Source organism: Acinetobacter sp. V104_13 (genome assembly GCF_031798995.1).
GTDB classification, from domain to species: Bacteria; Pseudomonadota; Gammaproteobacteria; order Pseudomonadales; family Moraxellaceae; genus Acinetobacter; species Acinetobacter pittii.
The window spans coordinates 153,686-176,231 of record NZ_JAVQNP010000020.1; the positions used below are offsets into that span (position 1 = coordinate 153,686).

General features: G+C 39.4%; 26 protein-coding genes. All 26 read left to right on the forward strand.

Features of this window, described 5'->3' with window-relative positions:
• Positions 1–4 precede the first annotated feature (4 nt).
• Complete coding sequence (locus tag RMB06_RS05450; RefSeq protein WP_311078692.1) at positions 5–502, forward strand: phage regulatory CII family protein; 498 nt, start codon at positions 5–7, stop codon at positions 500–502.
• Positions 499–1,428 carry a DNA cytosine methyltransferase gene (locus RMB06_RS05455; protein WP_311078694.1) on the forward strand — a complete coding sequence of 310 codons (930 nt, stop codon included), beginning with the start codon at positions 499–501 and terminating at the stop codon, positions 1,426–1,428. The genes RMB06_RS05450 and RMB06_RS05455 overlap by 4 nt, the downstream gene beginning before the upstream one ends.
• Complete coding sequence (locus tag RMB06_RS05460; RefSeq protein ID WP_311078695.1) at positions 1,421–2,371, forward strand: primase-helicase zinc-binding domain-containing protein; 951 nt, start codon at positions 1,421–1,423, stop codon at positions 2,369–2,371. The genes RMB06_RS05455 and RMB06_RS05460 overlap by 8 nt, the downstream gene beginning before the upstream one ends.
• Complete coding sequence (locus RMB06_RS05465) at positions 2,372–4,150, forward strand: primase-helicase family protein (RefSeq protein ID WP_130136079.1); 1,779 nt, start codon at positions 2,372–2,374, stop codon at positions 4,148–4,150.
• Positions 4,151–4,512: 362 nt separating this feature from the next.
• Positions 4,513–4,983, forward strand: a complete 471-nt coding sequence (locus RMB06_RS05470) for a hypothetical protein (protein WP_311078697.1) — start codon at positions 4,513–4,515, stop codon at positions 4,981–4,983.
• A gap of 156 nt (positions 4,984–5,139) precedes the next feature.
• A complete protein-coding gene (locus RMB06_RS05475; RefSeq protein ID WP_311078699.1) occupies positions 5,140–5,730 on the forward strand; it encodes an HNH endonuclease in 591 nt (196 codons plus the stop codon).
• Complete coding sequence (locus RMB06_RS05480; RefSeq protein WP_311078701.1) at positions 5,727–5,942, forward strand: phosphohistidine phosphatase; 216 nt, start codon at positions 5,727–5,729, stop codon at positions 5,940–5,942. The genes RMB06_RS05475 and RMB06_RS05480 overlap by 4 nt, the downstream gene beginning before the upstream one ends.
• 3 nt (positions 5,943–5,945) lie before the next feature.
• Positions 5,946–6,137, forward strand: a complete 192-nt coding sequence (locus tag RMB06_RS05485; RefSeq protein WP_311078702.1) for a hypothetical protein — start codon at positions 5,946–5,948, stop codon at positions 6,135–6,137.
• Positions 6,138–6,262: 125 nt separating this feature from the next.
• Positions 6,263–6,778 (forward strand): phage terminase small subunit P27 family, encoded by a 516-nt coding sequence (locus RMB06_RS05490; protein WP_153567663.1) that lies wholly within the window; start codon positions 6,263–6,265, stop codon positions 6,776–6,778.
• 8 nt (positions 6,779–6,786) lie between these two features.
• On the forward strand, positions 6,787–8,622 hold the full coding sequence (locus RMB06_RS05495) for a terminase large subunit domain-containing protein (RefSeq protein ID WP_311078705.1): 1,836 nt from the start codon (positions 6,787–6,789) through the stop codon (positions 8,620–8,622).
• The gene (locus tag RMB06_RS05500) at positions 8,619–9,848 is read left to right on the forward strand and encodes a phage portal protein (RefSeq protein WP_311078708.1); all 1,230 of its coding nucleotides are present in this window, start codon (positions 8,619–8,621) and stop codon (positions 9,846–9,848) included. The genes RMB06_RS05495 and RMB06_RS05500 overlap by 4 nt, the downstream gene beginning before the upstream one ends.
• The gene (locus RMB06_RS05505; RefSeq protein WP_311078709.1) at positions 9,848–10,723 is read left to right on the forward strand and encodes a head maturation protease, ClpP-related; all 876 of its coding nucleotides are present in this window, start codon (positions 9,848–9,850) and stop codon (positions 10,721–10,723) included. Before RMB06_RS05500 ends, RMB06_RS05505 begins: the two co-directional genes overlap by 1 nt.
• Positions 10,724–10,779: 56 nt before the next feature.
• Complete coding sequence (locus RMB06_RS05510; protein WP_311078711.1) at positions 10,780–12,006, forward strand: phage major capsid protein; 1,227 nt, start codon at positions 10,780–10,782, stop codon at positions 12,004–12,006.
• A 105-nt stretch (positions 12,007–12,111) separates the two neighbouring features.
• Complete coding sequence (locus RMB06_RS05515; RefSeq protein ID WP_311078713.1) at positions 12,112–12,411, forward strand: head-tail connector protein; 300 nt, start codon at positions 12,112–12,114, stop codon at positions 12,409–12,411.
• 2 nt (positions 12,412–12,413) lie between these two features.
• Positions 12,414–12,590 (forward strand): hypothetical protein, encoded by a 177-nt coding sequence (locus RMB06_RS05520; protein ID WP_311078715.1) that lies wholly within the window; start codon positions 12,414–12,416, stop codon positions 12,588–12,590.
• Complete coding sequence (locus tag RMB06_RS05525) at positions 12,572–12,931, forward strand: head-tail adaptor protein (protein ID WP_086379431.1); 360 nt, start codon at positions 12,572–12,574, stop codon at positions 12,929–12,931. Before RMB06_RS05520 ends, RMB06_RS05525 begins: the two co-directional genes overlap by 19 nt.
• Positions 12,913–13,401: an HK97-gp10 family putative phage morphogenesis protein gene (locus RMB06_RS05530; protein WP_311078718.1), complete on the forward strand. Its 489-nt coding sequence runs from the start codon at positions 12,913–12,915 to the stop codon at positions 13,399–13,401. Before RMB06_RS05525 ends, RMB06_RS05530 begins: the two co-directional genes overlap by 19 nt.
• Positions 13,401–13,769, forward strand: a complete 369-nt coding sequence (locus tag RMB06_RS05535; protein WP_311078720.1) for a DUF3168 domain-containing protein — start codon at positions 13,401–13,403, stop codon at positions 13,767–13,769. The genes RMB06_RS05530 and RMB06_RS05535 overlap by 1 nt, the downstream gene beginning before the upstream one ends.
• Before the next feature lie 45 nt (positions 13,770–13,814).
• On the forward strand, positions 13,815–14,333 hold the full coding sequence (locus tag RMB06_RS05540) for a phage tail tube protein (protein WP_016653729.1): 519 nt from the start codon (positions 13,815–13,817) through the stop codon (positions 14,331–14,333).
• Positions 14,334–14,373: 40 nt separating this feature from the next.
• Entirely contained in the window at positions 14,374–14,847 is a 474-nt protein-coding gene (locus tag RMB06_RS05545) for a phage tail assembly chaperone family protein, TAC (protein WP_016653730.1), read from the forward strand.
• Between the two features lie 248 nt (positions 14,848–15,095).
• Positions 15,096–15,599 (forward strand): DUF4468 domain-containing protein, encoded by a 504-nt coding sequence (locus RMB06_RS05550; RefSeq protein ID WP_016653731.1) that lies wholly within the window; start codon positions 15,096–15,098, stop codon positions 15,597–15,599.
• 57 nt (positions 15,600–15,656) lie between these two features.
• On the forward strand, positions 15,657–18,368 hold the full coding sequence (locus RMB06_RS05555) for a hypothetical protein (protein WP_016653732.1): 2,712 nt from the start codon (positions 15,657–15,659) through the stop codon (positions 18,366–18,368).
• Between the two features lie 14 nt (positions 18,369–18,382).
• Positions 18,383–18,853 carry a hypothetical protein gene (locus RMB06_RS05560; protein ID WP_311078724.1) on the forward strand — a complete coding sequence of 157 codons (471 nt, stop codon included), beginning with the start codon at positions 18,383–18,385 and terminating at the stop codon, positions 18,851–18,853.
• Positions 18,850–19,362: a DUF1833 family protein gene (locus RMB06_RS05565; RefSeq protein WP_086378619.1), complete on the forward strand. Its 513-nt coding sequence runs from the start codon at positions 18,850–18,852 to the stop codon at positions 19,360–19,362. The genes RMB06_RS05560 and RMB06_RS05565 overlap by 4 nt, the downstream gene beginning before the upstream one ends.
• Entirely contained in the window at positions 19,359–19,727 is a 369-nt protein-coding gene (locus tag RMB06_RS05570) for a hypothetical protein (RefSeq protein WP_311078725.1), read from the forward strand. Before RMB06_RS05565 ends, RMB06_RS05570 begins: the two co-directional genes overlap by 4 nt.
• Positions 19,705–22,530 carry a host specificity factor TipJ family phage tail protein gene (locus tag RMB06_RS05575; protein WP_311078726.1) on the forward strand — a complete coding sequence of 942 codons (2,826 nt, stop codon included), beginning with the start codon at positions 19,705–19,707 and terminating at the stop codon, positions 22,528–22,530. The genes RMB06_RS05570 and RMB06_RS05575 overlap by 23 nt, the downstream gene beginning before the upstream one ends.
• The last annotated feature ends 16 nt before the right edge of the window (positions 22,531–22,546 follow it).

The window sequence follows — 22,546 nt, forward strand, 5'->3', positions numbered from 1 at the left end:
AAACATGGTTTTAACTTTAACTGAACGTCGAGAAAAAACGGTTATGTCATTAGAGCAGGCTTTAAAAGCCGCTGTTTATCGTCCTGGTGATGAATATCTAATGGCGAAAATTGCTGAAAATAATGGATGGAATATCAATACTTTCCGCAGTTCATTAAATCCAACAACGCCAACACATAAGGCAAATATTTATCACTTTGAAGCCATTCTTTCTGAAACCCAAGACCCTCGAATCATGGATTCTATTTGTGCAACACATGGCAATGCAGCCTGGTTTGAATTGCCTAAAACAGAAAATTTAAATACGTCTGATTTTGTTATGAAAATTGGGAAATTGGCTCAAGAGCAGGGTGATTTATCTCAATCGGTAGCGAAAGCTATAGGTGATGGCCGCATTAGCGAAGATGAGTTAGCGACCATTCGTAAAGATGCTTTTGAACTCATTCGCGTTGTTTCAACCATTTTGGCTATGGCTGAGGTCCAGCACAAGGGGGAAGCATGAATGAGTTGGCTTTATTCGCAGGCGCTGGTGGCGGAATACTCGGATCGCATTTGCTGGGATGGCGCACAGTTTGCGCAGTTGAACGTGATGCCTACGCAAGCCAAGTTTTGGCGCAACGACAAAATGATGGATTTCTCAAACCTTTCCCGATTTGGTCTGACATTACAACTTTTGACGGAAAACCATGGAAAGGAATTGTTGACGTTATATCTGGCGGATTTCCATGCCAAGACATTAGCAGCGCAGGCAAAGGTGCAGGGATCAATGGGGAGCGTTCTGGTCTTTGGTCAGAAATGGCACGAATTATTGGTGAAGTACGACCTTGTTACGTATTCGTGGAAAACTCACCATTGCTTATTTCCAGAGGACTTACCAGAGTCATTAGTGATCTTGCCGAAATGGGGTATGACGCTCAATGGGCACGTTTATCAGCATCCAACTTTGGAGCGCCCCATATCCGTGACCGACTCTGGATTGTGGGCTACTCCCGCAGCGAGCGACTCAACACGGGGCGGGAAAATAACAACCAATATGACAGGCGTTTCACTAGCTCAACAAATAAAAACCCCCGAACGTTGGCCAACTCCCAAAGCATCGGATGCGAAACGAATGGATTGTCCATCGGAACGCAACAGGAAAAGTCCTTGTTTGGAGTCCGTAGTAAAAAGTTGGCCTACTCCACAAGCTTCAGATTGTCGCGACCGGGGGAATCTTGGTTCACCAGCGATCCAGCGGAGAATCCAGAAGGGCAAACAGATCGGACTTTCTATGAGTGTGTCGGACACATCTGGGGCATTAAATCCCAATTGGGTAGAGTGGCTAATGGGGTGGCCCATCGGGTGGACAGACTTAAAGCCATTAGCAACGGACAGTTTCCAGAAGTGGCAAGAAGCGCATTCAGAATTTTAGGAGATGATCATGACTAAAAAAAAGAAAGGCTTTGAGCTAACCGATGTCAAACAGGCTGCACGTGGTCAATGGGAAGATATTTTTGCACGTTTTAATATCACTGTTCCTAAAAAAGACTCTCATGGGCCATGTCCTTATTGTGGTGGTGAAGATCGCTTTCGATTTGATGATAAATATGAAAATGGAGATTGGCTCTGCAATGTTTGCTCTGAAAGTAAAAATAGAGACGGTTTAGACCTTGTATGTAAAGTAACGGGTCTTTCATTTTCCCAAGTTATTGAAGAGGTCGCTTCAATAGTTGGTTTGGAGGCTACAAGTACAATTACTCCTGAAATGCGTAAACAGTGGGCTGAAGAGAAAAAAGTACGTGATCGTATAAATCAGGAAATTGAGCTTAAAAAACAGCAACAGGTAGCACGCCAAGCGGCAGGTTTATACCGCAATCCTTATCCTGGTGATTCAAGCCCATATCTTGAACGTAAACAAGTTCCTGCTTTAACAGGTGTAAAAATTGACCATAAGGGAAATGTTCTTATTCCAGCATATGACAGCGAAGGCTTTATGTGGAATATGCAAACCATTTACCCAAATGGGGATAAATTTTTTGTTTCAGACAAAGAGGATCCAACAGGTAATAAAAAGGGTGGACGTACTGGCGGTTGTTTCTTTCTATTGGGAACCATTGAGCTAGTTGACCCAATCATCATTTGTATAGCTGAAGGTTATGCAACTGGAGCAAGCATACACCTGGCAACTGATTATCCTGTTGCATTGGCTTTTGTTGCAAACAATATTCCTAAAGTTGGTGCAGCTTTAAGAGAAAAATACCCTCATGCAACGCTTGTTTATTGTGCTGATGATGATAGTGCAAAAGACGATACTGGTCTGAAATACGCTCAACAAGCTGTGGCTGTCACTGGCGGCATCATAGTACTCCCTGAATTTAATAAGGTGGCATAAGTGAATCAAAATCAACAAGCGGGACAGCCACAATCAACTTTCATCCCATCTGACTTTAATGACATGCATTTGATGTTTGGGTTGGAAGCGGTGAAGGCTCAGATCGTCCGGGCTATTAATACGTCTATTTCCCTTTCCCCCGAACCCCCTAAACCCAACAAGCCCATCCATATTGAGGGTCAAATTGAGAAAAATTCTCATGTTCCTGTGGTTGAGAAAAATCTTGTGGCTGGTGAATCGGGGCAAGGGGGCGACATTTCGACAGAAAATGATGCTGTCCCTGAATCTATTCAAAAATTCATTGATCGTTATTATTTAATTGAAGCAAAAACAGATGTTTGGGATAACTACGATAAAATCGTAATCAAGAAAAATGCGTTTACTGCTTTGCTGGGTCAAAAACAGTACAAGTTATGGCTTGATCATAAAAAAGTTATTACAAAATCAGATTTTGAGCACAATGTAAATACAGCTAATAACATAACTATTCAGGAGTTATTAGATAATTTTGTTGTTCTAGCAAACTCCGAAGAAGCTTGGAATTTAGTTGAACGTAAACCTTGGCTAATCAAGCATATTCGTATTGCTTATCCAAATATTTTTGATCTTTGGTTTAAGTCTCCAGCTCGTAAAATTATTCCACGTCAAAACCTTATTTTTGATCCTAAACAAGAGCATGATCATGATGAAAATTATATCAATATATATCGCGGCTTAAACATTGAAGTCATGCGTGATCAATATGATCAGCAACTATCACGGCCTGAAGTTTGGGAAGATTGTAAGGGCATCATGACTTTGATCAATGATCTTTGTGACCGTGAAAAAGAAGCTGTTGATTTTTTGCTTAAATGGTTAGCTTTCCCTCTTCAAAATATTGGGGCAAAGATGGCTACATGTGTGCTTATGCATGGTCATATTCATGGCTCTGGTAAATCCTTAATGTTCGGCACCATCATGAAGAAGATTTACGGTGAATATCATACTACCGTCGGTCAAGCCCAACTTGATAACCAATATAACGAATGGATTGAAAATAAGCTTTTCGGTGTATTTGAGGAGATTGTAGACAATAAGAAAAAACATAACGTTATGGGGATGATTAAGCATCTCATCACTGGTGAAACGCTCTATGTAAGTAAGAAATTCGTTTCTGGCTGGGAAATGAATAACCATCTAAATACGGTGTTTTTATCTAACAATACTCAACCGTTACCAATTGAAGAAAAAGATCGTCGGTTTTTAGTGCTTAACCCCTGTAAGGATTTAGACGGTGCTTTGCATGAAAGGGTAATGCAAGAGCTAAAGACTAATGGTGTACAGGCTTTTTACACCTTTTTGATGGGTCTTGATTTAACTGACTTTCATGAACATGTAAAACCGCCAATGACCATAGCTAAAAAGACGATGATTGATTATTCAAGGGCTGGCTTTGATACGTTTTATCATGAGTGGAAAAACGGTGACACTAAATACCCTTACGTCTCATGTAAATCTGAGCAACTTTATAAAGCCTTTGGTCTTTGGTCTAGGTCAACAGGTGAGCACCAGATCAGCATGAAGAGGTTCATTATTGAAGGTAAAAAGCATGGTGTAGTTCCAAGTGATAGAGCTAAACATTGGAAAGGTTCCCGAAGTAGTGGACAAAACAAAGTCATTGTAATTGGTGAAAAGCCAGAAGGTGAGCAAGAACAGCTTTGGCTGGGGTTGCAAATCGAACAATTTCAAGATAGCTTAGACGGGGTGAATGATGTTCCTGAAGCAAAATACGCACAATAAGAGCTTCTCATGTGAACGATGTGAATGGTCATGTGAACCATTTCAGCAAATCATTCACACGCTCAAAGCCTTATCTACCAATGCATACAACAACCATGTGAATGATGTGAACCATTTTTTCGCGCGCGCACGTGAGAGAAAAAATCACTTATTACTTAAATTAAATCAATTTAATTTAAATATTGTTCATAAATTAAACATAAGCAAAAACACTCTCACGCGAGGAAATATACATAAATCATTCACATCATTCACATGTAATACAATTTATTGTTTTTACTCATGTTTCTATGTGAACCATTGGTCAAAATCATTCACACAACCATTCACATCATTCACATGGAATTTTGAGGATTAAAAAAATGGAAAAATATTTGCGTTTGCTAAATCCCAAAACAACCAATTATGAAGCTATCCCTTCTGGTAATCATGGTGCATTGACTGCTGCTGATGTTTGTATTGCTATGAGCTATGCAAAATTAACTCCATTGCAGGATAACTTATTCCGCTTGAAGTATCTTGGAGCAAACAACATCGAAAACGTTGAATTGTTTAGTAAGCTGTTGCTTGCAAAGTACCAAGACAAATTTATTCAAGCTGGTGTGAATATGACTTATCACTTGCCAATCGTTCGAGTTGCCTTGGTTGAGTTCTGTTTAGTATCTGCTGACTACAAACCTACTGAGCGCAACCGTGAAATTATTTCTGGATTCAGTGATACAACTGTACGCAACCACATGAAACGCCACATTGACAATGTTTTAACTGATCTAAAAGAAGCATGTGAACTTGGTGAAGAAAAGATTTTTTGGCAGATCAATAAAACTAATTAAAATTAGTTATTGACACAAAAGCAAAGTTAAGTTAGTTTTTCACACAATGGATAACTGTATTAAACGCTGTAGTTTTCCTTCAGAGCTGTAAAGCTCTCTTTCAAAGCCCGCATGACTTCCTTGGACATGCGGGCTTCTTTTTTGAGATTAGGAACCATGACCAGCCGTCCACCACAAAGAGCTAAGCGCCCATGTCTTGTGGGCAGTTGTAAAGATTTTGCATCGAACAAAGGTTACTGTGACCAGCATCAAGACCGTATCAAAAAGAAAGATCGGGAGCGGGGCACAGCACACCAGCGCGGCTATGATGCCCGTTGGGAAAAAGACAGAACAAAATTCTTAGATGAGAACCCGCTATGTGCGGACCATCGAAAGCGCGGAATGGTTGAAGCTGCAACAGTTGTTGACCATATCATCCCGCATAAAGGCGACCAAGTATTGTTTTGGGATAAGAACAACTGGCAACCGCTTTGCAAGTCATGCCATGACCGCAAGACAGCAACCGAAGACAAAGGCAGTTGGTCACCAGTTCAATCACCAAGCAAAGCGAATCGAGATAGCAAGAATGAATTCAATACTGGTGATTTTGTTTGTGCAGCTACTGGTTATGCAATTGATTCACTTGATTGTAAATTCACTGACCAATTCATGGTTACGGCAGTAGCTGCAAACATGGTTGAAGTTAGTGATGCTGACGGCTTTGTTCATCGCTTGCACCATTCACACTTTAAGGCGGTGACAGTATGAGCGAACGTGAAGTTATATTGCTTGGTGATCATGTTGTCTATCGTGATGACATCAAGGGCTTTGATGATGTTGGCGTTGTGGTTCAAGCGAACTCAAGTTTGTATGTGCTTTGGAGTAATGAAACCACACCAAGCATTGAAATCTATGAACGATTACGCGGTGCTCGGCTTGATGAAGTTGATGCAGGTCAACGAACGGTTCGGGAGGATTGATCGATGGCTCAGAACAATCAAATCAAATGGGAAGTTGGTGATCGATTTATCTTTGTTAAAAATATTCTTTGTTCTGATGCGGTTCCATTAGGTTTTAAAGGAGTCGTTGAAGAGGTTTATCGTGATGCAGTCTTTTGCGACGGTTATTCATTTGAGTTTGAAGAAATCAAGAAAATCATCACCGTTAGGGGATAGGGGGTCAAAAGTCAAAAAGGCCCTCTCAGAAAAGACCGCCCCCCCATCAAATTTTTGTGTGGTCAAAAGTCCATAGGGGGGTATACCTCTAATATTTAATCAGTTTTAAATTTTTGGAGGTCCTTATGTCTAACATGGGAAGACCTAGAAAGTCTTTACAAGAAAAAGTTTTAAGTGGTGGGCGTCTCCGGGAAGATCGCGATGAAGATGCACAAGTTGCGAATGCCGCTGTCGATCTTGGAATGCCGCCATGCCCAACATGGCTAAATAAAAAAGCTCGAAAACATTGGGATACGTTAGGACCAAAGTTAGTCCAAGCTGGTTTGCTTAGTGTTGTTGATGGCGATGTGTTCTTGCTGCACTGTGACAACATGGCCGCCTATGAAGAAGTTCAGGAAAAATTACAGGATATAAATTCTTGGGTGGCAACAACTCCAAATAAATTTGAAGTCCAATCTGCCTGGCTGCAAATCCGAAACAAGTTACAAGAATTAATTATTAAAACTGCACGTGAGTTTGGTTTGACTCCAGCAGCTCGTTCAAATGTCAAAGTGAATAAACAGCAGCAGCTTGATTTATTGGGCGCTGCAGCGGCCACTGAAGATGATGAATTTGCGGGTATGAATATCCGTTCAAGTTAGGAAAATTTATGCGTGATTATTTTAAAATCGCGCTCCAGTATTGCCTTGATGTTCGCTCTGGAGTGCGTGTATCTGGGCAACTTGAAAAACTTACCATAAAAAGATTTTTATCAGATTTAAAAAGATCAAATTTCAATGTTGAGTCAGTCGATGACGAAACACAAGAATTATTAAATCAACTGAAATTTAAACCTAGTCCTGATGTTGATTTTGATTATGAATTAAATCTTGGGCGTGTAGACCATGCCTGTAAATTTGTTGAAGCTTGCCCGCACGTAAAAGGGAAGTTGGCAAAAATAAAACCTGATGGAACAAGACATCGTTTGATATTAGAGCCGTGGCAAATTTTCGCCATGGTTAATATTTTCGGCTGGATTGATTCAGACAATAAACGACGCTTTTTATATGTCTATATTGAGGTAGCTAAGAAAAATGGTAAATCAACTTGGCTGGCTGCCGTTGCCTTGTACTTGGCATTTCTTGACGGTGAAATGGGTGCTGAAGTTTATACAGCAGCAACATCAAGAGACCAGGCAAAAATCGTATTTGAAGATGCGAAAAAAATGGTGGAGTTTTCACCACGCATGTGTTCGAAGTTCGGTATTGAATATTCACAATATTCAGTGTTTCAGACCGAAACAAACAGCATGCTTAAAGCGCTATCACAAGATCGGGGCGGCACAAAAGACGGTTTAAACGTTCATGCCGCAATTATTGATGAATTGCATGCTCATAAAACTGCCGACATGTATGACATCGTTGCAAATGGTACAGCAGCTCGTGAAGAGCCTCTGATTTTAGCCATTACTACGGCTGGCGATGATACAACAAGCAAATGTTATCAAGAGCGTCAAATTGTTGTTGATGTTCTAAAAGGGAAGGCCACGCACGAGCAATATTTTGGCATGGTTTTCTGCTTAGACCGTGGTGACGATTGGCAGGATCCAAAGGTATGGCCTAAAGCAAATCCAAATTATGGGGTTTCGGTCAATGAAAAATACCTTTTTTCAGTTTTTGAAAAAGTGAAGGTAAGCCCGAAGCAAGAAGGTATTACACGCCAAAAACATTTAAATGAATGGGTTGGTGCTGTAGATGGCTGGATTGCTCCATCAATCTGGGAAAAATGCTACTCAGAAGTTAAATATGAAGACTTAAATGGTCAAATCCGCTTTGGTGGCTATGACTTAGCTAGTCGTCTGGATTTAGCTTGCTGGGCTGAATTAATACCTCGTATGGAACCTGATGGAAAAATTCATTGGTATGCATTTGTTCACTCATACATTAATGAGCACGTGATTGAGACAAAAACGGCAATTAATGGTGAAAAACGTCCTGATGAATATCCTGTTTGGCGTGAACAAGGGGTTTTAAAAGTAACACCTGGTGAATCTACTGATTACAAGCAAATTCAACGAGATATTGAAGATGCACATATAAAAAATCCTTTTTATGAAATTGGTCATGACCGTTATCACGCGGAACAAGTAACAGCCAATTTATTAAATGAAGGATTACATGTCGTCGAGATTCCCCAAACAACAGAATATTTAAACCCTGCTATGCGTTGGATTGAAGTTTTGCTTGCTGAAGGTCGTTTCCACCACAACGGTGACCCTCTTTTTCAATGGTGTGCGTTAAATGTCCTAGTCAAGCCAGATGGCAAAGACAATATTTTTCCTCGGAAAGCGTCAGCGGGTAAAAAGATTGACGCTATGGTTGGTGTAATTAATGCGGCATCTCGCGCCCGACATTGGGATAGTGAGGAGGTTTTTGAACTTGTACCTGGTGAGGATTCACAATCCTTTGATGATTACATGAATAATTTTATGAGTTTCTCACGATGAATTTTTGGCAAAGTCTTGCTGGCTTTTTTGGGTTTGCGCCAGTTGATCCCGTAGCAGGGAGTCAGAACAATGTGGTCATGTCTCAGAATACGGCAAGACCAGTCACATTCAATACAGCGATGACAGTCGGGGCGGTGTTTGCAGCAACTAGACTTATTGCAGAGACTGTTTCAACTTTACCGTTGAAGATGTATCTGCTTAACCCAGATGGGTCTAGGGTTCTTGTAAAAAACCACCCTTTGATTGACTTGCTTTCTTATAAACCAAATTATCGACAAACACGGATTGAGTTTTTTGAAACTCTGATGCTTAACCTGATTAATGATGGCAATGCTTATTGTTATCGTGGATATGGTGATGTTGCTAAAACACGTTTAGTTAGTCTCCAAGTCATAAACTCTGGGTCAATGAATCCAATATTAAATGATGACGGTACGATGTCATTTGTATGGCAGAAAACGCCGACTGAAAAAGTTGTTTTGAATGAAAAAGATGTATGGCATATCAAGCTTTTTGGTACTGGTATAAAGGGCCTATCACCTTTAATGGCGGCTTCAAAATCAGTTGGTTTAGCCTTGGCTGCCAGTGATCGGGCAAGTGATTTAATGGGTAAAGAGGCACCAGCCGGAGGATTATTTTTAAAAGAGGGTCGTTTCCCTAAAGAAGATCAAAGAAATACATTACGTCAAGAAGTCAAAAAAATGATTAACGGTGATGAAATTCCCGTTTTTCCTGATGGAATGGATTTTAAAGAACTCAAAATGACCCCTGCAGAATTGGAGTTAATAACTACCTTACGTTATGGGCTTGAAGATATTGCCCGTATTTATGGTGTTCCAAGTGTTCTTATTAATGATCAATCAGCATCGACAGTTTGGGGAAGTGGTATAGATTCGCTTATTCAAGCTAGTTATAAATTTAACTTCAGACCTTATTTAGAAAAAATTGAGCTTTCTATTTTGGTTAATCTCATGCCTCGGCAAGATTGGAAAAAATATGAGTTTGAGTTTGATTTTGGTGCGTTATTAAGAGCCAGTGAGAAAGATCGTACAGATATTAATTCTAAGAAAATTCAAACAGGGCAAAAAACACCAAATGAAATTAGGCTTGAAAACGGTGATGAACCAAAACCATTTGGAGATACGCTTTTTGTTCCTGCGAATATCCTGCCTATTGATAAATCTGGACAGGTTAAACCAACAAGTAATAATGAGGAAAACATCTAATGTCACGCAAAGAACAGATGCCAACCGCGCCAGATTTTAGTTTGCGTGGCAAGCTATCGAATAAATTTTCTCCCGATGTTTTAAACCGTTGGAATCAGTCATTAAAAGCAGCCGATGAAGATGCAGATAACACAATTGGTATTTATGATCCTATTGGTTATGACTATTGGTCAGATAGTGGGGTAACAGCAAAACGGATAAGTGCTGCCTTACGATCAATGGGCGCTGATGCTGATGTAGTTGTAAACATTAATTCACCTGGTGGTGATGTTTTTGAAGGTTTGGCAATTTATAACTTGTTACGTGCCCATAAAGGTAAAGTAACGGTGCGGGTACTTGGTTTAGCTGCTTCAGCAGCATCATTTATAGCTATGGCTGCTGATGAAATTCAGATTGCACGGGCAGGCTTCTTTATGATTCATAATGCTTGGACAGTTTCATGGGGAAATCGTCATGATTTGCTTGATACTGCCGAGTTACTTGGTCAGATCGATGAAACGATTGCAGATATTTACCATATTCGGACAGGTTTAGATGCTACTGAGCTTGGAAAGATGATGGATGCTGAAAGTTGGATTAATGGGAAAAATTCAGTTGAAAAAGGTTTTGCAGATTCCCTGCTAGATTCTGATTTATTACTTGAAAATAATGATGAACATAGTCCATCGAATGAAGCAGCTAAAAAAATTGATATGCTTTTAGCTCAAGTTGGTGTGTCCCGTACCGATCGGCGATCACTAATAAAAGATTTAAAAACGGGTACGCATAACGCTATCCATAAAGGTACGCATAACGCTACTGATAAAGAAGAGTTATCCACCTCGGATTTACTTGAACTTCAACAGATGGCTCGGCAATTAAACCAATCCGTCTAAATCCTATTTATCAATATAAATATCCGCATTATGCGGATTTTTTTTTGGAGTCTTATATGACTGATCAAAATAAATCTGCTGCTGAAATCTTAGCAGATGTTAAAAAAGAGCTTAAAAATGCGACTGAAGGCTTTAATAAAAAAGCTGAAGAAGCTTTAAATGAAGCCAAAAAAACGGGCACACTTTCAAATGAAACCAAAGAAGCTGTAGATAATTTGGCTTCTAAATTTAACGCTCTTGAAATTGCCAAAAATGATTTAGAAACTCGTTTAGGTGACGCTGAACAAAAATTTGCTCAGTTACCATCACAGTCTAGTAACGGGAAAGCAACGATTAGTGATTTAATTATTGCTGATAGCAAAGCGCTTACTGATTTCCGAGATCATGTGCAAGTTGGTATGCGTCATCGAATTAAAATCCAAGATGCATTAAAAGATTTGGGGGGCGTGGTTGCACCAGACCGCTTAAGTGAAACAGTTGGTTTGGATAAACGGAAGCTAGTTATCCGTGACTTAATTGCACCAGGCCGTACAAGCTCTAATGCGATTAGCTGGGTTCAGATTACTGGATTTGATAATAAAGCTGCTCCGGTTCCAGAAGGTACTCAAAAGCCAGTAAGTACAATGCAATATGAACCGAAACTAACCCCAGTACAAACTATTGCTCATCTCTTTAAATTCTCAAAACAATCATTAGATGATTTACCTCAATTGGCTTCTGATTTTGAGTTGGAAATGAGTTTTGGTTTGAAACTGGTTGAAGAGTTCCAAATACTCTTTGGTGATGGCACAGGTGCAAACCTACACGGGATTATGCCGCAAGCAACAGTTTTCGATAATTTGTTGGATTATCAAAACCCTACAAAGATTGATATTTTGCGTTTAGCAATGTTACAAGCGTTAGTTGCTAAAGTTCCAGCAACAGGGCATGTTTTACATGCAATTGATTGGGCAGGTATTGAATTAGAAAAAGATACTACTGGGCGTCATATTGTTGGTTCTCCAAGTGGAGGTTCATTAGGTTCTTTATGGACATTGCCTGTTGTTGAGACAACAATTCCAGAGTTTGTAGATAACTTCTTAACTGGTTCATTTAAATTTGGTGCTCAAATTTTTGACCGTGAAGATGCTCATATTGTAATTGCGAGTGAAAACAGCAATGACTTTGAGTTGAATATGTTAACGGGTCGTTGTGAAGAGCGTCTTGCTTTAGCAGTTAAACGCCCGCAAGCATTTGTTAAAGGTAAGTTTTCAGAAATTATGGCCCCTCCAGCAGGTGGTTAATATTCATTAAAAGCAGCTTTCGAGCTGCTTTTTTTCATGTTTTATGTAGATTTTTGGAGGTTTTATTCAAAAATCTGCATTTTTCTTCATTTTTAGGACGTTTTTATGAGTGACTACATTTCGCTAGAGTTAGCCAAATCTCATTTACGTGTTTTGCATGTGCGTGATGATGCATACATTGAGTTACTGATCAAAGCGGCTTTAAAAGCGGTAAAAAACTTTATTGATAAAGAATTTACTGAAGTTCAGCAAGAAGATGGCTCTTTACCTGAAGATTTGGTTTATGCAGCCTTTCTGATCATTGGTGATATGTATCAAAACCGTGCAGCTCAAACAGATGCAGCTCTATACGTGAATATTGCATGTGAGCGGTTGATGTTTCCTTATCGAAAGATGGGGGTTTAACCATGCATGAAAAATTTGAAGCTTGGATTAAAGCCCAGCCGTTTTATATCAAGTTGATTTACATTCACGGTGAACGCCTTTTTATCCATGACAATGGTGAATATCAAGTTTTTGCAATGGAAGTTGCCTATCAAGCTTGGTTGGTGCAAGGGGGTGATTCATGCAATCAGGCAATCTAAATCAATATATTGAAGTTCAGCAAAAAATGGTTGAACAGGCACAAGATAAATCTGGTGATCGTGAGGAGGTTTGGGTAAATATTTTTCCCATTTACGGCCATATTACTGATTCATCTGTACGTGATCTGATTGCAGCGAGTAAAGAACAATCTGCTGTAGCTTGTCGCATTCTGATTCGTCAATCCGATGTTTTACCAGGTACAGACTGGACACTATGCCGCTTAGTTTGTGATGGGCTTTATTACCGAATTATCCGTCCATTGCGTGACAATAAAACAGGCAATGAATATTTGACTTTAGCGTGTGAGCAAGGGGTCTATAAATGGCAGGATTCCAACTAGAAGGGCTTGAAGAAGTTCTTAAAAAAATGGATGAAATGACTAAAAACGTCCAAAAAAAGCATTTAAAGAAAGCCTTGCGTGAAGGCGCAAAGATTGTTCAAAAATCAGCTAAAGAAAACGCTCAAAAAATTAATGATCCTAAAACCAGTGCTGATATTGCAAAAAATATTGTTATCCGCGCTGGAAAAACAGCCGATAAAAACTCTGTAAAGGTTCGTGTGGGTGTCAAAGATGGAGGTGAGTTTTGGCGCAGTAATAAAAATGTTCAGCGCAAAGGAAAAAAAAGACAGGCCAATCCTCATTACACACCATTAGTTAATGATACCCGTCACTTTTGGTTAGTTGAGTTTGGCACAGCTAAAGCAAAAGCACAGCCATTTATGCGTCCGGCATTAGAGTCAAATATTGAAAATGCAACTCAAGCAGTGGCAGCTAAGCTTAAAAAAGACATTTTGGGGGATATAAATTAATGTTAATTATCCCTTTATATGAGCTTTGTGAACAAAACACTGAGTTGTCAGGGCTTTTAACTGATAGTACTGGTTTAAAGGTCAGTGAGTTTGATGCCAATAATACAAATGGTGCTCCATATATATGCTGGCAAATCATTGATGCAAATCCTGAGCAATATTTATCTGAAGCTTCAGATATGGATTCAATATATGTGCAAATTGATGTTTATGCTGATACCAAAGCCTCATCAAGACATATCGCACGACTGTTAAGAAAAAACATTGAAGAGTATTGCTATATCGAAGATTACACCGGAGTCGTGCGCGATTCCGAAACCAACTTATACCGTATTCGGATAGATAGCCGATGGTATGAAGAACCTTAAATTTTAAAGACCGCCGAAAGGCGGTTTTTTTATGGAGAAAATATTATGGCGCGTCGTACGCAAGGCACTGGTGTTTGGTTTGTGGATGAAGTCCCTGCAACACCTGGTACTTTTGAATTGGTTGAAGTTGACTGTCCTTTAAACTTTAAACCAGGCACAGATTCAAAAGATCGAATTGAAACAACATGTTTAAAACAAGAGGAAAATAAAACTTATTTGGAAGATGGTGGTCTAAAAGACCCTGGGCAAGCAACCTTTGATGTAAATGCTGACCCGCAAAAGCCATCACATATACGTTTATATAATCTATCTTTATCTGGTAAAGAAGTTCAATGGGTTGTCGGATGGGCGGGTAAGACTAAAGGTAGTGTTAAAAATATTGTTCCTACCGTTGATGCAAGTACTGGTGAAATAACATTACCAACAGGTCGAAGCTGGAATAAGTTTAAAGGCTATGTAGATACATTCCCTATGGATGTTGATGCTAATACTGTTGTTAAAAGTACTGTTACTATTCAACGAAATACTTCAGTTGAATGGATTCCTGAAACAACGACCCCTTAACAAATAGCCCCAAACGGGGCTTATTTTTTGGATTTATAAAATGACCATACTAACTTTAGATGATATTAAATCTGGTGCATTGGTAGACGTACCTGAAAAAATTGAAGTAGAAATTATGGTTAAGGGTCAACCCCGTACCATTGAAACTTTTATTAAAATTATGGATTACACGACAGCTATTGCCCAAATGGCAGCAAATAAAGCTGGGCGTGAGGGCTTGGCTAGTATTTTGGCTGACTGTATTGTTAAGGAAAACGGTGAGCCAGAATTTACAGAAGAGCAAATTCGAAAACTTTTTAATAAGCCATTAATTGATGCTATTTGGGAAAAAATAGTTCAGAAAAATCTCTTGGGAAAGGTGATTGCGACGAAGAAGCTTTCAGAGAAGAAGAAATCTGGGCGGAGCTCGTCATCAACGGCATCGCGGGCAAAACGATCGCTGAAGCAAAAAGAAACCTTAGCCACAGAGAGTTCTGCTTCTGGAGACAGTACATTGAAACAAGAGGAAGCTTAAACTTTGGCTTGAGACTTGATGAGAGCTTAGCAACATTAAAATATATGTTTGCAAAAGCCAATTCCTTCGAAGTTTCAGATGAATATGATTTCATGCCATATCATGATGCGCCTGATATTGGTTTTGAAGAAGCAATGCATATGTATAGCGGTGATTAGTTAGATTATCCGCCTTCAAGGCGGATATTTTGATGTGACAAAAAGTAAGCTGTTTGTTAGATTGTGTTTACTTAAAAAGTTGGTGACCACATGAAAAAAATTATTTTTGCTGCTTTAAGCGTTTTTAGTATGACAGTCTCGGCTCAACAGGTTCCTATCAGTGAATATGTTGAAGTGGTTGAATTACCTAATATGAATAAAAACCAGATTTTTAATTCATCAAAAATTTGGATTGCGAAATCATTCAAATCATCGAACTCAGTTGTTCAATATGAAGATGCGGCAACAGGCACTATTGTCGGTAAAGGGAATATGCAATTTCCTTGTCAAGGTACTTGGAATTGCATGGCTAGAAAGGATGATTTATTAGCCTTCACAATTAAAGTGGATACTAAAGATAATAAAGCTCGAATTTCGTTTAATGATATGACTGTAAAAATTAATACAAAAGGGGCTACAAAGTTTGTTCCTACTGGTCAGGAAATTCAGACAGTTACAGAAAAGGATAATGAAATTATTCAGACAGGTCTGAAAGGTATTGTTCAAGATTTTAAAAAAGGTATTCAAAGCGAGTCATCTAGTACAGATTGGTAAGCTATATAGAGTTGAAACCCTGCTTTAAGCGGGGTTTTTTATTGTCTGGAGAAAATTATGGCATCTGCATCACTTGGGCGTTTAACTTTGGATTTGGTTGCTCAGATTGGTCAATTCATTGGGCCAATGACTCAAGCTGAAAGAAAAGCCAAAGAGTCTACAGACAAAATGGGAAAAGCTTTCTCAAGTTTTAAAGATCAAATGAATGAATCTTTAAGCGGTTCACAAATAGGCTCTGCGATTGAAGGTATAACGGGGAAACTAGGTGTTCTTCGCGGTGGTGTATTAACTGCAACTGCTGCGGTTGCGGGTATGGCAGTTGGTGGATCGGTTGTTGCGGTTGCGGGTTTATCTGCAATGGCGATTGAAGTTGCAAAAAGCAATGTTGAAATGATGCAATTTGCAACTGTTGCGAATACTTCAATTGAATCATTTCAAGGTTTGGCTGGAGCAGCAAAAACTTTTGGGGTTACTCAAGAACAACTTTCAGACCAATTAAAAGATTTTAATGAAAAAATTGGTGAGTTTGCTAGTGTTGGGTCTGGCGGAGCAATGGACTTTTTCGAGCAAATTGCCGTTAAAACGGAAGGCGGAGCTGAAGGAGCAAAAAAACTTGCTGTAGAAATGTCAAAGCTTGATGGCGTTGAAGCTTTACAACTATATGTTGATAAGCTTGAAGAGGCTGGTGTCAATCAGCAACAAATGTCTTTCTATTTAGAAAGTATGGGCAGTGACTTAACAAAAATTGCTCCTTTATTGGTAGACGGTGGAAAGCTCTGGAATGAATACCAAACTGCTTTAGAAGATGCTGGAGTTATCACTGGTCAAGCTGCTATGGAGCAATCTATGGCATTGGCAGCTCAAACTGAATCATTACAACTACAATTTGGGGCTTTGAAAAATCAATTAGCTCAAGCGGTCATGCCTGCGTTAAGCAGTGTAATAGGTTACTTTCTTGATGGTTCTGGAAAAGGTGGACAATTTGCGGGCATTGTTGATGCTGTAGGAATTGCAGCTAAGGGTGCTGCAATTTTAATTGTTGGTTTGGCTGGTGGCATCAAAAATATTGTTACGGTTGTTTCTGGAGCTTTAAAAGTTTTGGGTAACTTAGGTGAGACCGTTGTTAACTTTTGGACAGCTCCGACTTTTAAAGATAAAGGTATGGCTCTGGTCGATGGTTTTGTCAATAATGGCAAAATTCTTGTTAATACGGCAAAACAAGTTGTTGATACCAGTAAAAATACATATGGCACAATTTCAAATGTGGTTACTGCTCAAACTGGTAAATACGATGCTTTGACTCAAAGTATTTTGAATAATCAAAGAGCGCAACAGGCTTGGGCTAAAAACAATCAAGGTAAAGGTATTACTTCTGGTGTGGATCAGAATAAGACCCTTAACCCGGATGCTAAAAAACCTAAATCAAATACTAAATCTAAAGCTGAAGCAGAAGCTGAACGTTTAAGAAAAGAAGCAGAACGTTTGGAGGAAGCGCGGGGTAAATTAGCTAAGGATGTATTGTATGACTATGGTACTGAAATAACCCGTATTTCTGCTGATCTAACCAAAGAATTAGAGCGTATAAATGAAGCATCTTTAGCAAGAAATAGTGCTGGTACTGGTTTCGCAATAAGTGAAAGTGAAAAGGAAAAACTAATCACAGAGGCAAAATCACTAAGCGAAGCCCGTAAAAAAGTGTTTTTACTGGAGTTCGATAAAACTAAAAATTCTTGGTTATGGACTGAAGAAGAAAAGCTAGCGAAGAGTGCTGAAATTGATAAGGCCCGTATTCAAGCAACACGTGGTATGACTCAAGTTGAACGTGATCTCCGAATTCAATCAATTGATTCTGTTTATCGTTATGAGATGAATAAGTTAAGTGAAAATAGAATGAAGGAGATTCAGCAAGCACAACAAGCCTGGGCGGGTATTTATACCCAAATTAATGGCGGTGGTGATCAGTACAATTTAGAGCAAGAACGCTTTAGTCGTTATGATGCTTCTCAGAAAGTTTTTGATTCAAAACTTGCAGATATTGAAGCTCAAGAGCAAGACCCAAATGCAGATTTAAAGGCTTTGGCTGTTGAGCGTGAAGCGCTTTGGCAAGAGCATAACCAGCGGATGCTTTTGATTGATGAAACATATAGTCGTGATAAGAATGCATTAAGTCTTCAAACAGCTACTGAAACATTAAGTGGAATGACCGATTTAATGGGTTCTATGCTTGGTGAGCAATCTGGAGCATATAAAGCGATGTTTGCAATGTCTAAGGCATTTGCAGTGGCACAAGCTATTATGAATGCACCACAGACATATTCAAACGTTTATACATCTGCTTCATTAATTCCTATGATTGGTCCTTATATTGCTCCAGTACTAGCTGCTGGTGCAGTGGGCATACAGGTAGCTCAAGCAGCGCAGATTAAATCCGTAAATTTAACAGGTATGGCTCATGATGGTATTGATTCAGTACCTAAAGAAGGTACTTGGCTATTAAATAAAAAGGAGCGTGTTGTTGGTCCACGATTAAACCAGGATTTGACTAATTATTTAGCGGGTCAAAAACAGCGTGGCGGTGGGGTTAATGTAAATATTAATGTTCCTCCAGGCTATACGGCTAGAGAGCGCAGATCATCAAATGGTGACGTGACAATTGATGTTGTGAGACAAGAAGTTGAACAAGCTTTTACCCGGTTAGGAACCCAGGCAAATAGTCATGAGTCACAAATGATGCAACAAGGTTTTATGGTCGAACGAAATAGGGGGTAATTTTGGATACTTTCATGCTTTGCCCCTTGCAAGAAGGGTATGGCTTTACACCAGGTAATGATATTCGTGAACAAAAAACAGAAGGGGGCATGCCAAGGCAAGCCCCCTTTTTTGTTGGCTCCCCGCACTCGGTTAATGTCTCTGTCTTATTAAAAGACGATGCAGACCGCCAATATTTTTGGGCTTTTTGGAGAACAAAACAGCGTAAACCAGAAAATTGGAAATGGGAGCTATCATTAGACCACGGGATAATTGAAGAGTGTGAATGTCGCTTCACTTCTGAATCATTACCTGGTGAAACAAAGCGAAATGGCGTTGTAGTCATGGTTAGCTTTCAAGTGATTGTTAAACCAATCAAACGTAGTGCTGATTTAGATCGAAATATCGTTAATACACGCCAAGGTGTTGAGTCAAGCGAAGTAATTGACGATATCGAAAAAGTGCCAAATGAATGGTTACCTGGTGCTTTAGGGGTAAATCAATGATTGAACTTACTGAAGAAATGCTGGCCGTTCTTGATCAATCAACGGGTCCTGTTGGTTGGCTTGAGAGTGTGGAAATCTCACATCCAAATTGGCCGCAAGTTTTGCGCTATGTGGTCAATTCTAGTGAACCAATTTCACTAACTCATGAAGACGGTCAAACGTTTGAATATGTTTATGTGCCTTTAACGATTAACCGCGGTGGCGATGAAGATAACCTTGATCAAAAGCTATCGGCAGTCATTGGCGATGTTGGAACCATTATTCCCGATCTGATTAAACTTGTGCTTCAGGATGATGAAATTACAACTCCAATTCTCAATTATCGAGCTTACATCATTGGTCGTTATGACGTGCCTGCTTATGTTGTGAAAGATTTAGAGGTTGTAACTGTTACCCGTGATTATCGCGGATCTAGTTTTGAGGCCCAAGCACCTGGTTTAAATGATTCAGGAAATGGCGAGATATATTCTGCAAGTACTGATGAAAGTCTAGAAGGGTTTTATTCATGAATATTATCAAGCTGTTTTACTGCAAATATGATCCAGAAAAATTTCATTGTGTCCATTTCGTTATTGAAGCAGCTAAACATATTTATGAACTAGATTATTCACCATGTTTTGTCGGCTTGGCTGGTTCATTAAGTGAAACTATCAAAACTTCACGGGAAACGGTGCATCAAAACAAGCGAATTGATAGGCCCAAAGAAGGTTGCATAGTCCTGATGACATATATGAATGAAAGCTCCCATGTGGGGCTTTTTTTTCAGGGCAAGATTTTTCATTTAAGTGAATGCGGTGTTCAGCGCATCACTGTTGAACAAGCCAAAATTTGGTTTAAACGGATTCGATACTATGAGCCGAATTTACATCATTAAGAATGCATTAGACCAACACGAGAAAATTACGGTTGAGTCTGAAAATATTCTTTATACATTTTTGCAAGAAAAAACCAAACATCCCCAGGCGAAAATTTATAAAGGTAATCCATGTCCTGAAAACGATATAACACCAACACGTGATGACCGTGCATCTATTGCCCGTCTTATGGAAATGGATGATGAATGTACGATTGTTCGTTATCCTGGTGAATTGGCTTCTACCGTAACTTGGATTGCTTCAAAGTTGCTTGGTCAAGCTGTATCGGCTTTGGTAAAGGTGCCAAAAGCTCCAACGAATAACAGCACAATGACAGGTTCGAGTAATAACAATTTATCGAATCCTGAAAACCGTCAACGAATTAAACAACGTGTTCCTTACATTCTTGGTGCACCTAAAGCTATACCTGATTTGTTTGCCCCTCCATATCGTTATTTTAAAGACGGGGTAGAGGTTGAAGAGCTTTTATTGTCAGTATGTGAAAACGCTGTACGGCTGTCTGAGTTTAAGACCGGTGATACTCCGATTCAGGAAATACCAGGAACAAGTTTATCGGCTTATGGCTTAAATCAAAGTCTGGTTGGTACAGAAACGATTTTTAAATGGGGTGATACTTTTACCGAGCCTCCAGTAATTGCTCGGCAGTGTGACTCGATTAATGGTCAAACAGCTTTGCCGCCAAACAGTACGCGGGTAGAAGCTGGAGATATTTATTTTCAATATCCAAATATGATAAAAGCCAACGACCAGGGCACGGCAGATCGTTTTAACTCATTCAATATTAATGAGACTTTAATTATTAGCGGTGCAAATTTTGGTGTTGGTGATTTATCAATAACAGGCCAAGTTAGTGTCGACCCGGTAAATAAAACGTTTGCAATTGAATCAACTCAAAATGTTTTGGATTATCAGAATTACCGAAAAATTAATGTGACTTCTTTGCTGGTGACCGATCCAGTAAATGGGCAGCTTGATTTAGCTGGTCTGTATGATATTGACTCGGTAACGTATGTATCAAATGTCTATACAATTCATTTGAAAAACCCAGTGGCTACAAACACAAATTTTTCAAAAGTGACTGAAGTACTAACTTCAAATATTTCGGCCAATTTAACAGCCAACACAGCAAACATCTTTTTAGATGGCGAATATGTTGTAACGGGTGTTGATACCGTTAATAAGCAGCTCACACTAGCAACGCCAAGCGGGGTAAATTCTGATTGGGATAAACTTGCAGATTTAGAAGATCAGAAGACCAGCACAGGCAATATTAAATTGCGGGGTGGACAGGATAACTGGATTGGCTGGTTTACGATTAATTCACCGAAAGCAACCGGGCTATTGCTAAATTTCCAAGCTTTAAATGGAATTTATCAAGGTTCAGATGCTAAATATGTGGATATCTATGTTGAATATCAACAAGTCGTTTCTGATAACCCAACTGGAGCCGTTTTTAACCAAACTATACGATTAAATGGTAAAGCAAATAACCGTGATAGCGTTGGTGGCTCAATGTGGATTGACTTGCCGTTTTCGGGAGCTGTGCGTTTCCGTGCAAGACGAGTTAATGACAACGGTGATGCAGTCGATTTGTCGGATGAAGTTAAATTCTATACAGCTTATGCAATTCGCTATTTAGCCAAACTTGTATATGCAAATAGGGTTTTAATACGCCAACGCACACAAGCAACACGTGCTGCAACTGCTGTTGATACACGACAAACAAACTGTATTGCTGAAAGTCTAGTTTATTCATTCCGTGGTGGTGTACGTTCTGCTGAGCTAATCCCATCGCGAAATATAGCTGATCTAATAATTGATTTAGGTCTAAACAAGCTTATTGGCCGTCGCACGTTAAATGAAATCAATACTGAAGAGATTTATCAAGTATTTGATGATGTAGTTGAATATTTTGGCTCTGAAAAAATGGCTGAGTTTAATTACACGCTTGATAATGCAAATCAGTCTTTTGAAGAAATTTGCCGAATGATGGCGGGTGTATCTGGGTGTAATGAACGTCGCTTAAATCGAGCGCTTTATTTCGATTTTGAAAAGGAAAATCGACAACCAATATTGTTATTTAATCACAAGAATAAGAAGTCTCAATCTGAAGTTAGAACTTATAACTTTAAACCTGAGAATAATTATGACGGTGTTGAAATAACGTATGTTGATAGCGAAGCGGGTTGGGTTGAAAAGACTTTAAAAATCCCGAATGACCAAATCACCAATCCTAAAAAGATCGATGGCTATGGAATTGCTTATAGCGAGCAAGCACATATCATCGGCTGGCGTGCCTGGAACAAACTGAAGTATCAGCGAGTCAATTGCAAGTTCAGTTGTTACGCTGAAGGTGAACTAACAGAACGTGGTGACCCAATCATTGTGGTTGACGATACTCGTTTACCTTTGGTTGTGTTTGGTGATGGATCAGTAACGTCTGGTGAGGTTTTAGTCTGGAATGGCTTAAACATTGAAGTAAGTCAACCATGTACTTTAACAGCGGGTCATGACTATATGATTCACCTTCAAATGAAAAGCGGCTTTACTGATCAAATCCCAATTAGCCAGGGCGCAAGTGAATATGATCTTGTTTTAGCACGTCCACCGCTTGAGGCCCTTGTAACAGAGGGTGAAGTAAAAACCGTTTATTCAATCACTGTGGACGATCGGCAAGAGGAAGAGTTATTCCTGGTGTCTACCAAAAATCGAAATGGAGTTTTTGAAAATTCCGTATCAGCAACCAATTTAGATGAACGTTATTATCAAAATGATAAAGACATCATCAATAACCTAATTTAACCCCGGAATGAAATTA

What these genes read in the sequence shown, in the direction of transcription:
- RMB06_RS05450 (WP_311078692.1), top strand. Translation starts at nt 5, where the DNA reads ATGGTTTTAACTTTAACTGAACGTCGAGAAAAAACGGTTATGTCATTA.
- RMB06_RS05455 (WP_311078694.1), top strand. Translation starts at nt 499, where the DNA reads ATGAATGAGTTGGCTTTATTCGCAGGCGCTGGTGGCGGAATACTCGGA.
- RMB06_RS05460 (WP_311078695.1), top strand. Translation starts at nt 1,421, where the DNA reads ATGACTAAAAAAAAGAAAGGCTTTGAGCTAACCGATGTCAAACAGGCT.
- RMB06_RS05470 (WP_311078697.1), top strand. Translation starts at nt 4,513, where the DNA reads ATGGAAAAATATTTGCGTTTGCTAAATCCCAAAACAACCAATTATGAA.
- RMB06_RS05475 (WP_311078699.1), top strand. Translation starts at nt 5,140, where the DNA reads ATGACCAGCCGTCCACCACAAAGAGCTAAGCGCCCATGTCTTGTGGGC.
- RMB06_RS05480 (WP_311078701.1), top strand. Translation starts at nt 5,727, where the DNA reads ATGAGCGAACGTGAAGTTATATTGCTTGGTGATCATGTTGTCTATCGT.
- RMB06_RS05485 (WP_311078702.1), top strand. Translation starts at nt 5,946, where the DNA reads ATGGCTCAGAACAATCAAATCAAATGGGAAGTTGGTGATCGATTTATC.
- RMB06_RS05490 (WP_153567663.1), top strand. Translation starts at nt 6,263, where the DNA reads ATGTCTAACATGGGAAGACCTAGAAAGTCTTTACAAGAAAAAGTTTTA.
- RMB06_RS05495 (WP_311078705.1), top strand. Translation starts at nt 6,787, where the DNA reads ATGCGTGATTATTTTAAAATCGCGCTCCAGTATTGCCTTGATGTTCGC.
- RMB06_RS05500 (WP_311078708.1), top strand. Translation starts at nt 8,619, where the DNA reads ATGAATTTTTGGCAAAGTCTTGCTGGCTTTTTTGGGTTTGCGCCAGTT.
- RMB06_RS05505 (WP_311078709.1), top strand. Translation starts at nt 9,848, where the DNA reads ATGTCACGCAAAGAACAGATGCCAACCGCGCCAGATTTTAGTTTGCGT.
- RMB06_RS05510 (WP_311078711.1), top strand. Translation starts at nt 10,780, where the DNA reads ATGACTGATCAAAATAAATCTGCTGCTGAAATCTTAGCAGATGTTAAA.
- RMB06_RS05515 (WP_311078713.1), top strand. Translation starts at nt 12,112, where the DNA reads ATGAGTGACTACATTTCGCTAGAGTTAGCCAAATCTCATTTACGTGTT.
- RMB06_RS05520 (WP_311078715.1), top strand. Translation starts at nt 12,414, where the DNA reads ATGCATGAAAAATTTGAAGCTTGGATTAAAGCCCAGCCGTTTTATATC.
- RMB06_RS05525 (WP_086379431.1), top strand. Translation starts at nt 12,572, where the DNA reads ATGCAATCAGGCAATCTAAATCAATATATTGAAGTTCAGCAAAAAATG.
- RMB06_RS05530 (WP_311078718.1), top strand. Translation starts at nt 12,913, where the DNA reads ATGGCAGGATTCCAACTAGAAGGGCTTGAAGAAGTTCTTAAAAAAATG.
- RMB06_RS05535 (WP_311078720.1), top strand. Translation starts at nt 13,401, where the DNA reads ATGTTAATTATCCCTTTATATGAGCTTTGTGAACAAAACACTGAGTTG.
- RMB06_RS05540 (WP_016653729.1), top strand. Translation starts at nt 13,815, where the DNA reads ATGGCGCGTCGTACGCAAGGCACTGGTGTTTGGTTTGTGGATGAAGTC.
- RMB06_RS05545 (WP_016653730.1), top strand. Translation starts at nt 14,374, where the DNA reads ATGACCATACTAACTTTAGATGATATTAAATCTGGTGCATTGGTAGAC.
- RMB06_RS05550 (WP_016653731.1), top strand. Translation starts at nt 15,096, where the DNA reads ATGAAAAAAATTATTTTTGCTGCTTTAAGCGTTTTTAGTATGACAGTC.
- RMB06_RS05555 (WP_016653732.1), top strand. Translation starts at nt 15,657, where the DNA reads ATGGCATCTGCATCACTTGGGCGTTTAACTTTGGATTTGGTTGCTCAG.
- RMB06_RS05560 (WP_311078724.1), top strand. Translation starts at nt 18,383, where the DNA reads ATGCTTTGCCCCTTGCAAGAAGGGTATGGCTTTACACCAGGTAATGAT.
- RMB06_RS05565 (WP_086378619.1), top strand. Translation starts at nt 18,850, where the DNA reads ATGATTGAACTTACTGAAGAAATGCTGGCCGTTCTTGATCAATCAACG.
- RMB06_RS05570 (WP_311078725.1), top strand. Translation starts at nt 19,359, where the DNA reads ATGAATATTATCAAGCTGTTTTACTGCAAATATGATCCAGAAAAATTT.
- RMB06_RS05575 (WP_311078726.1), top strand. Translation starts at nt 19,705, where the DNA reads ATGAGCCGAATTTACATCATTAAGAATGCATTAGACCAACACGAGAAA.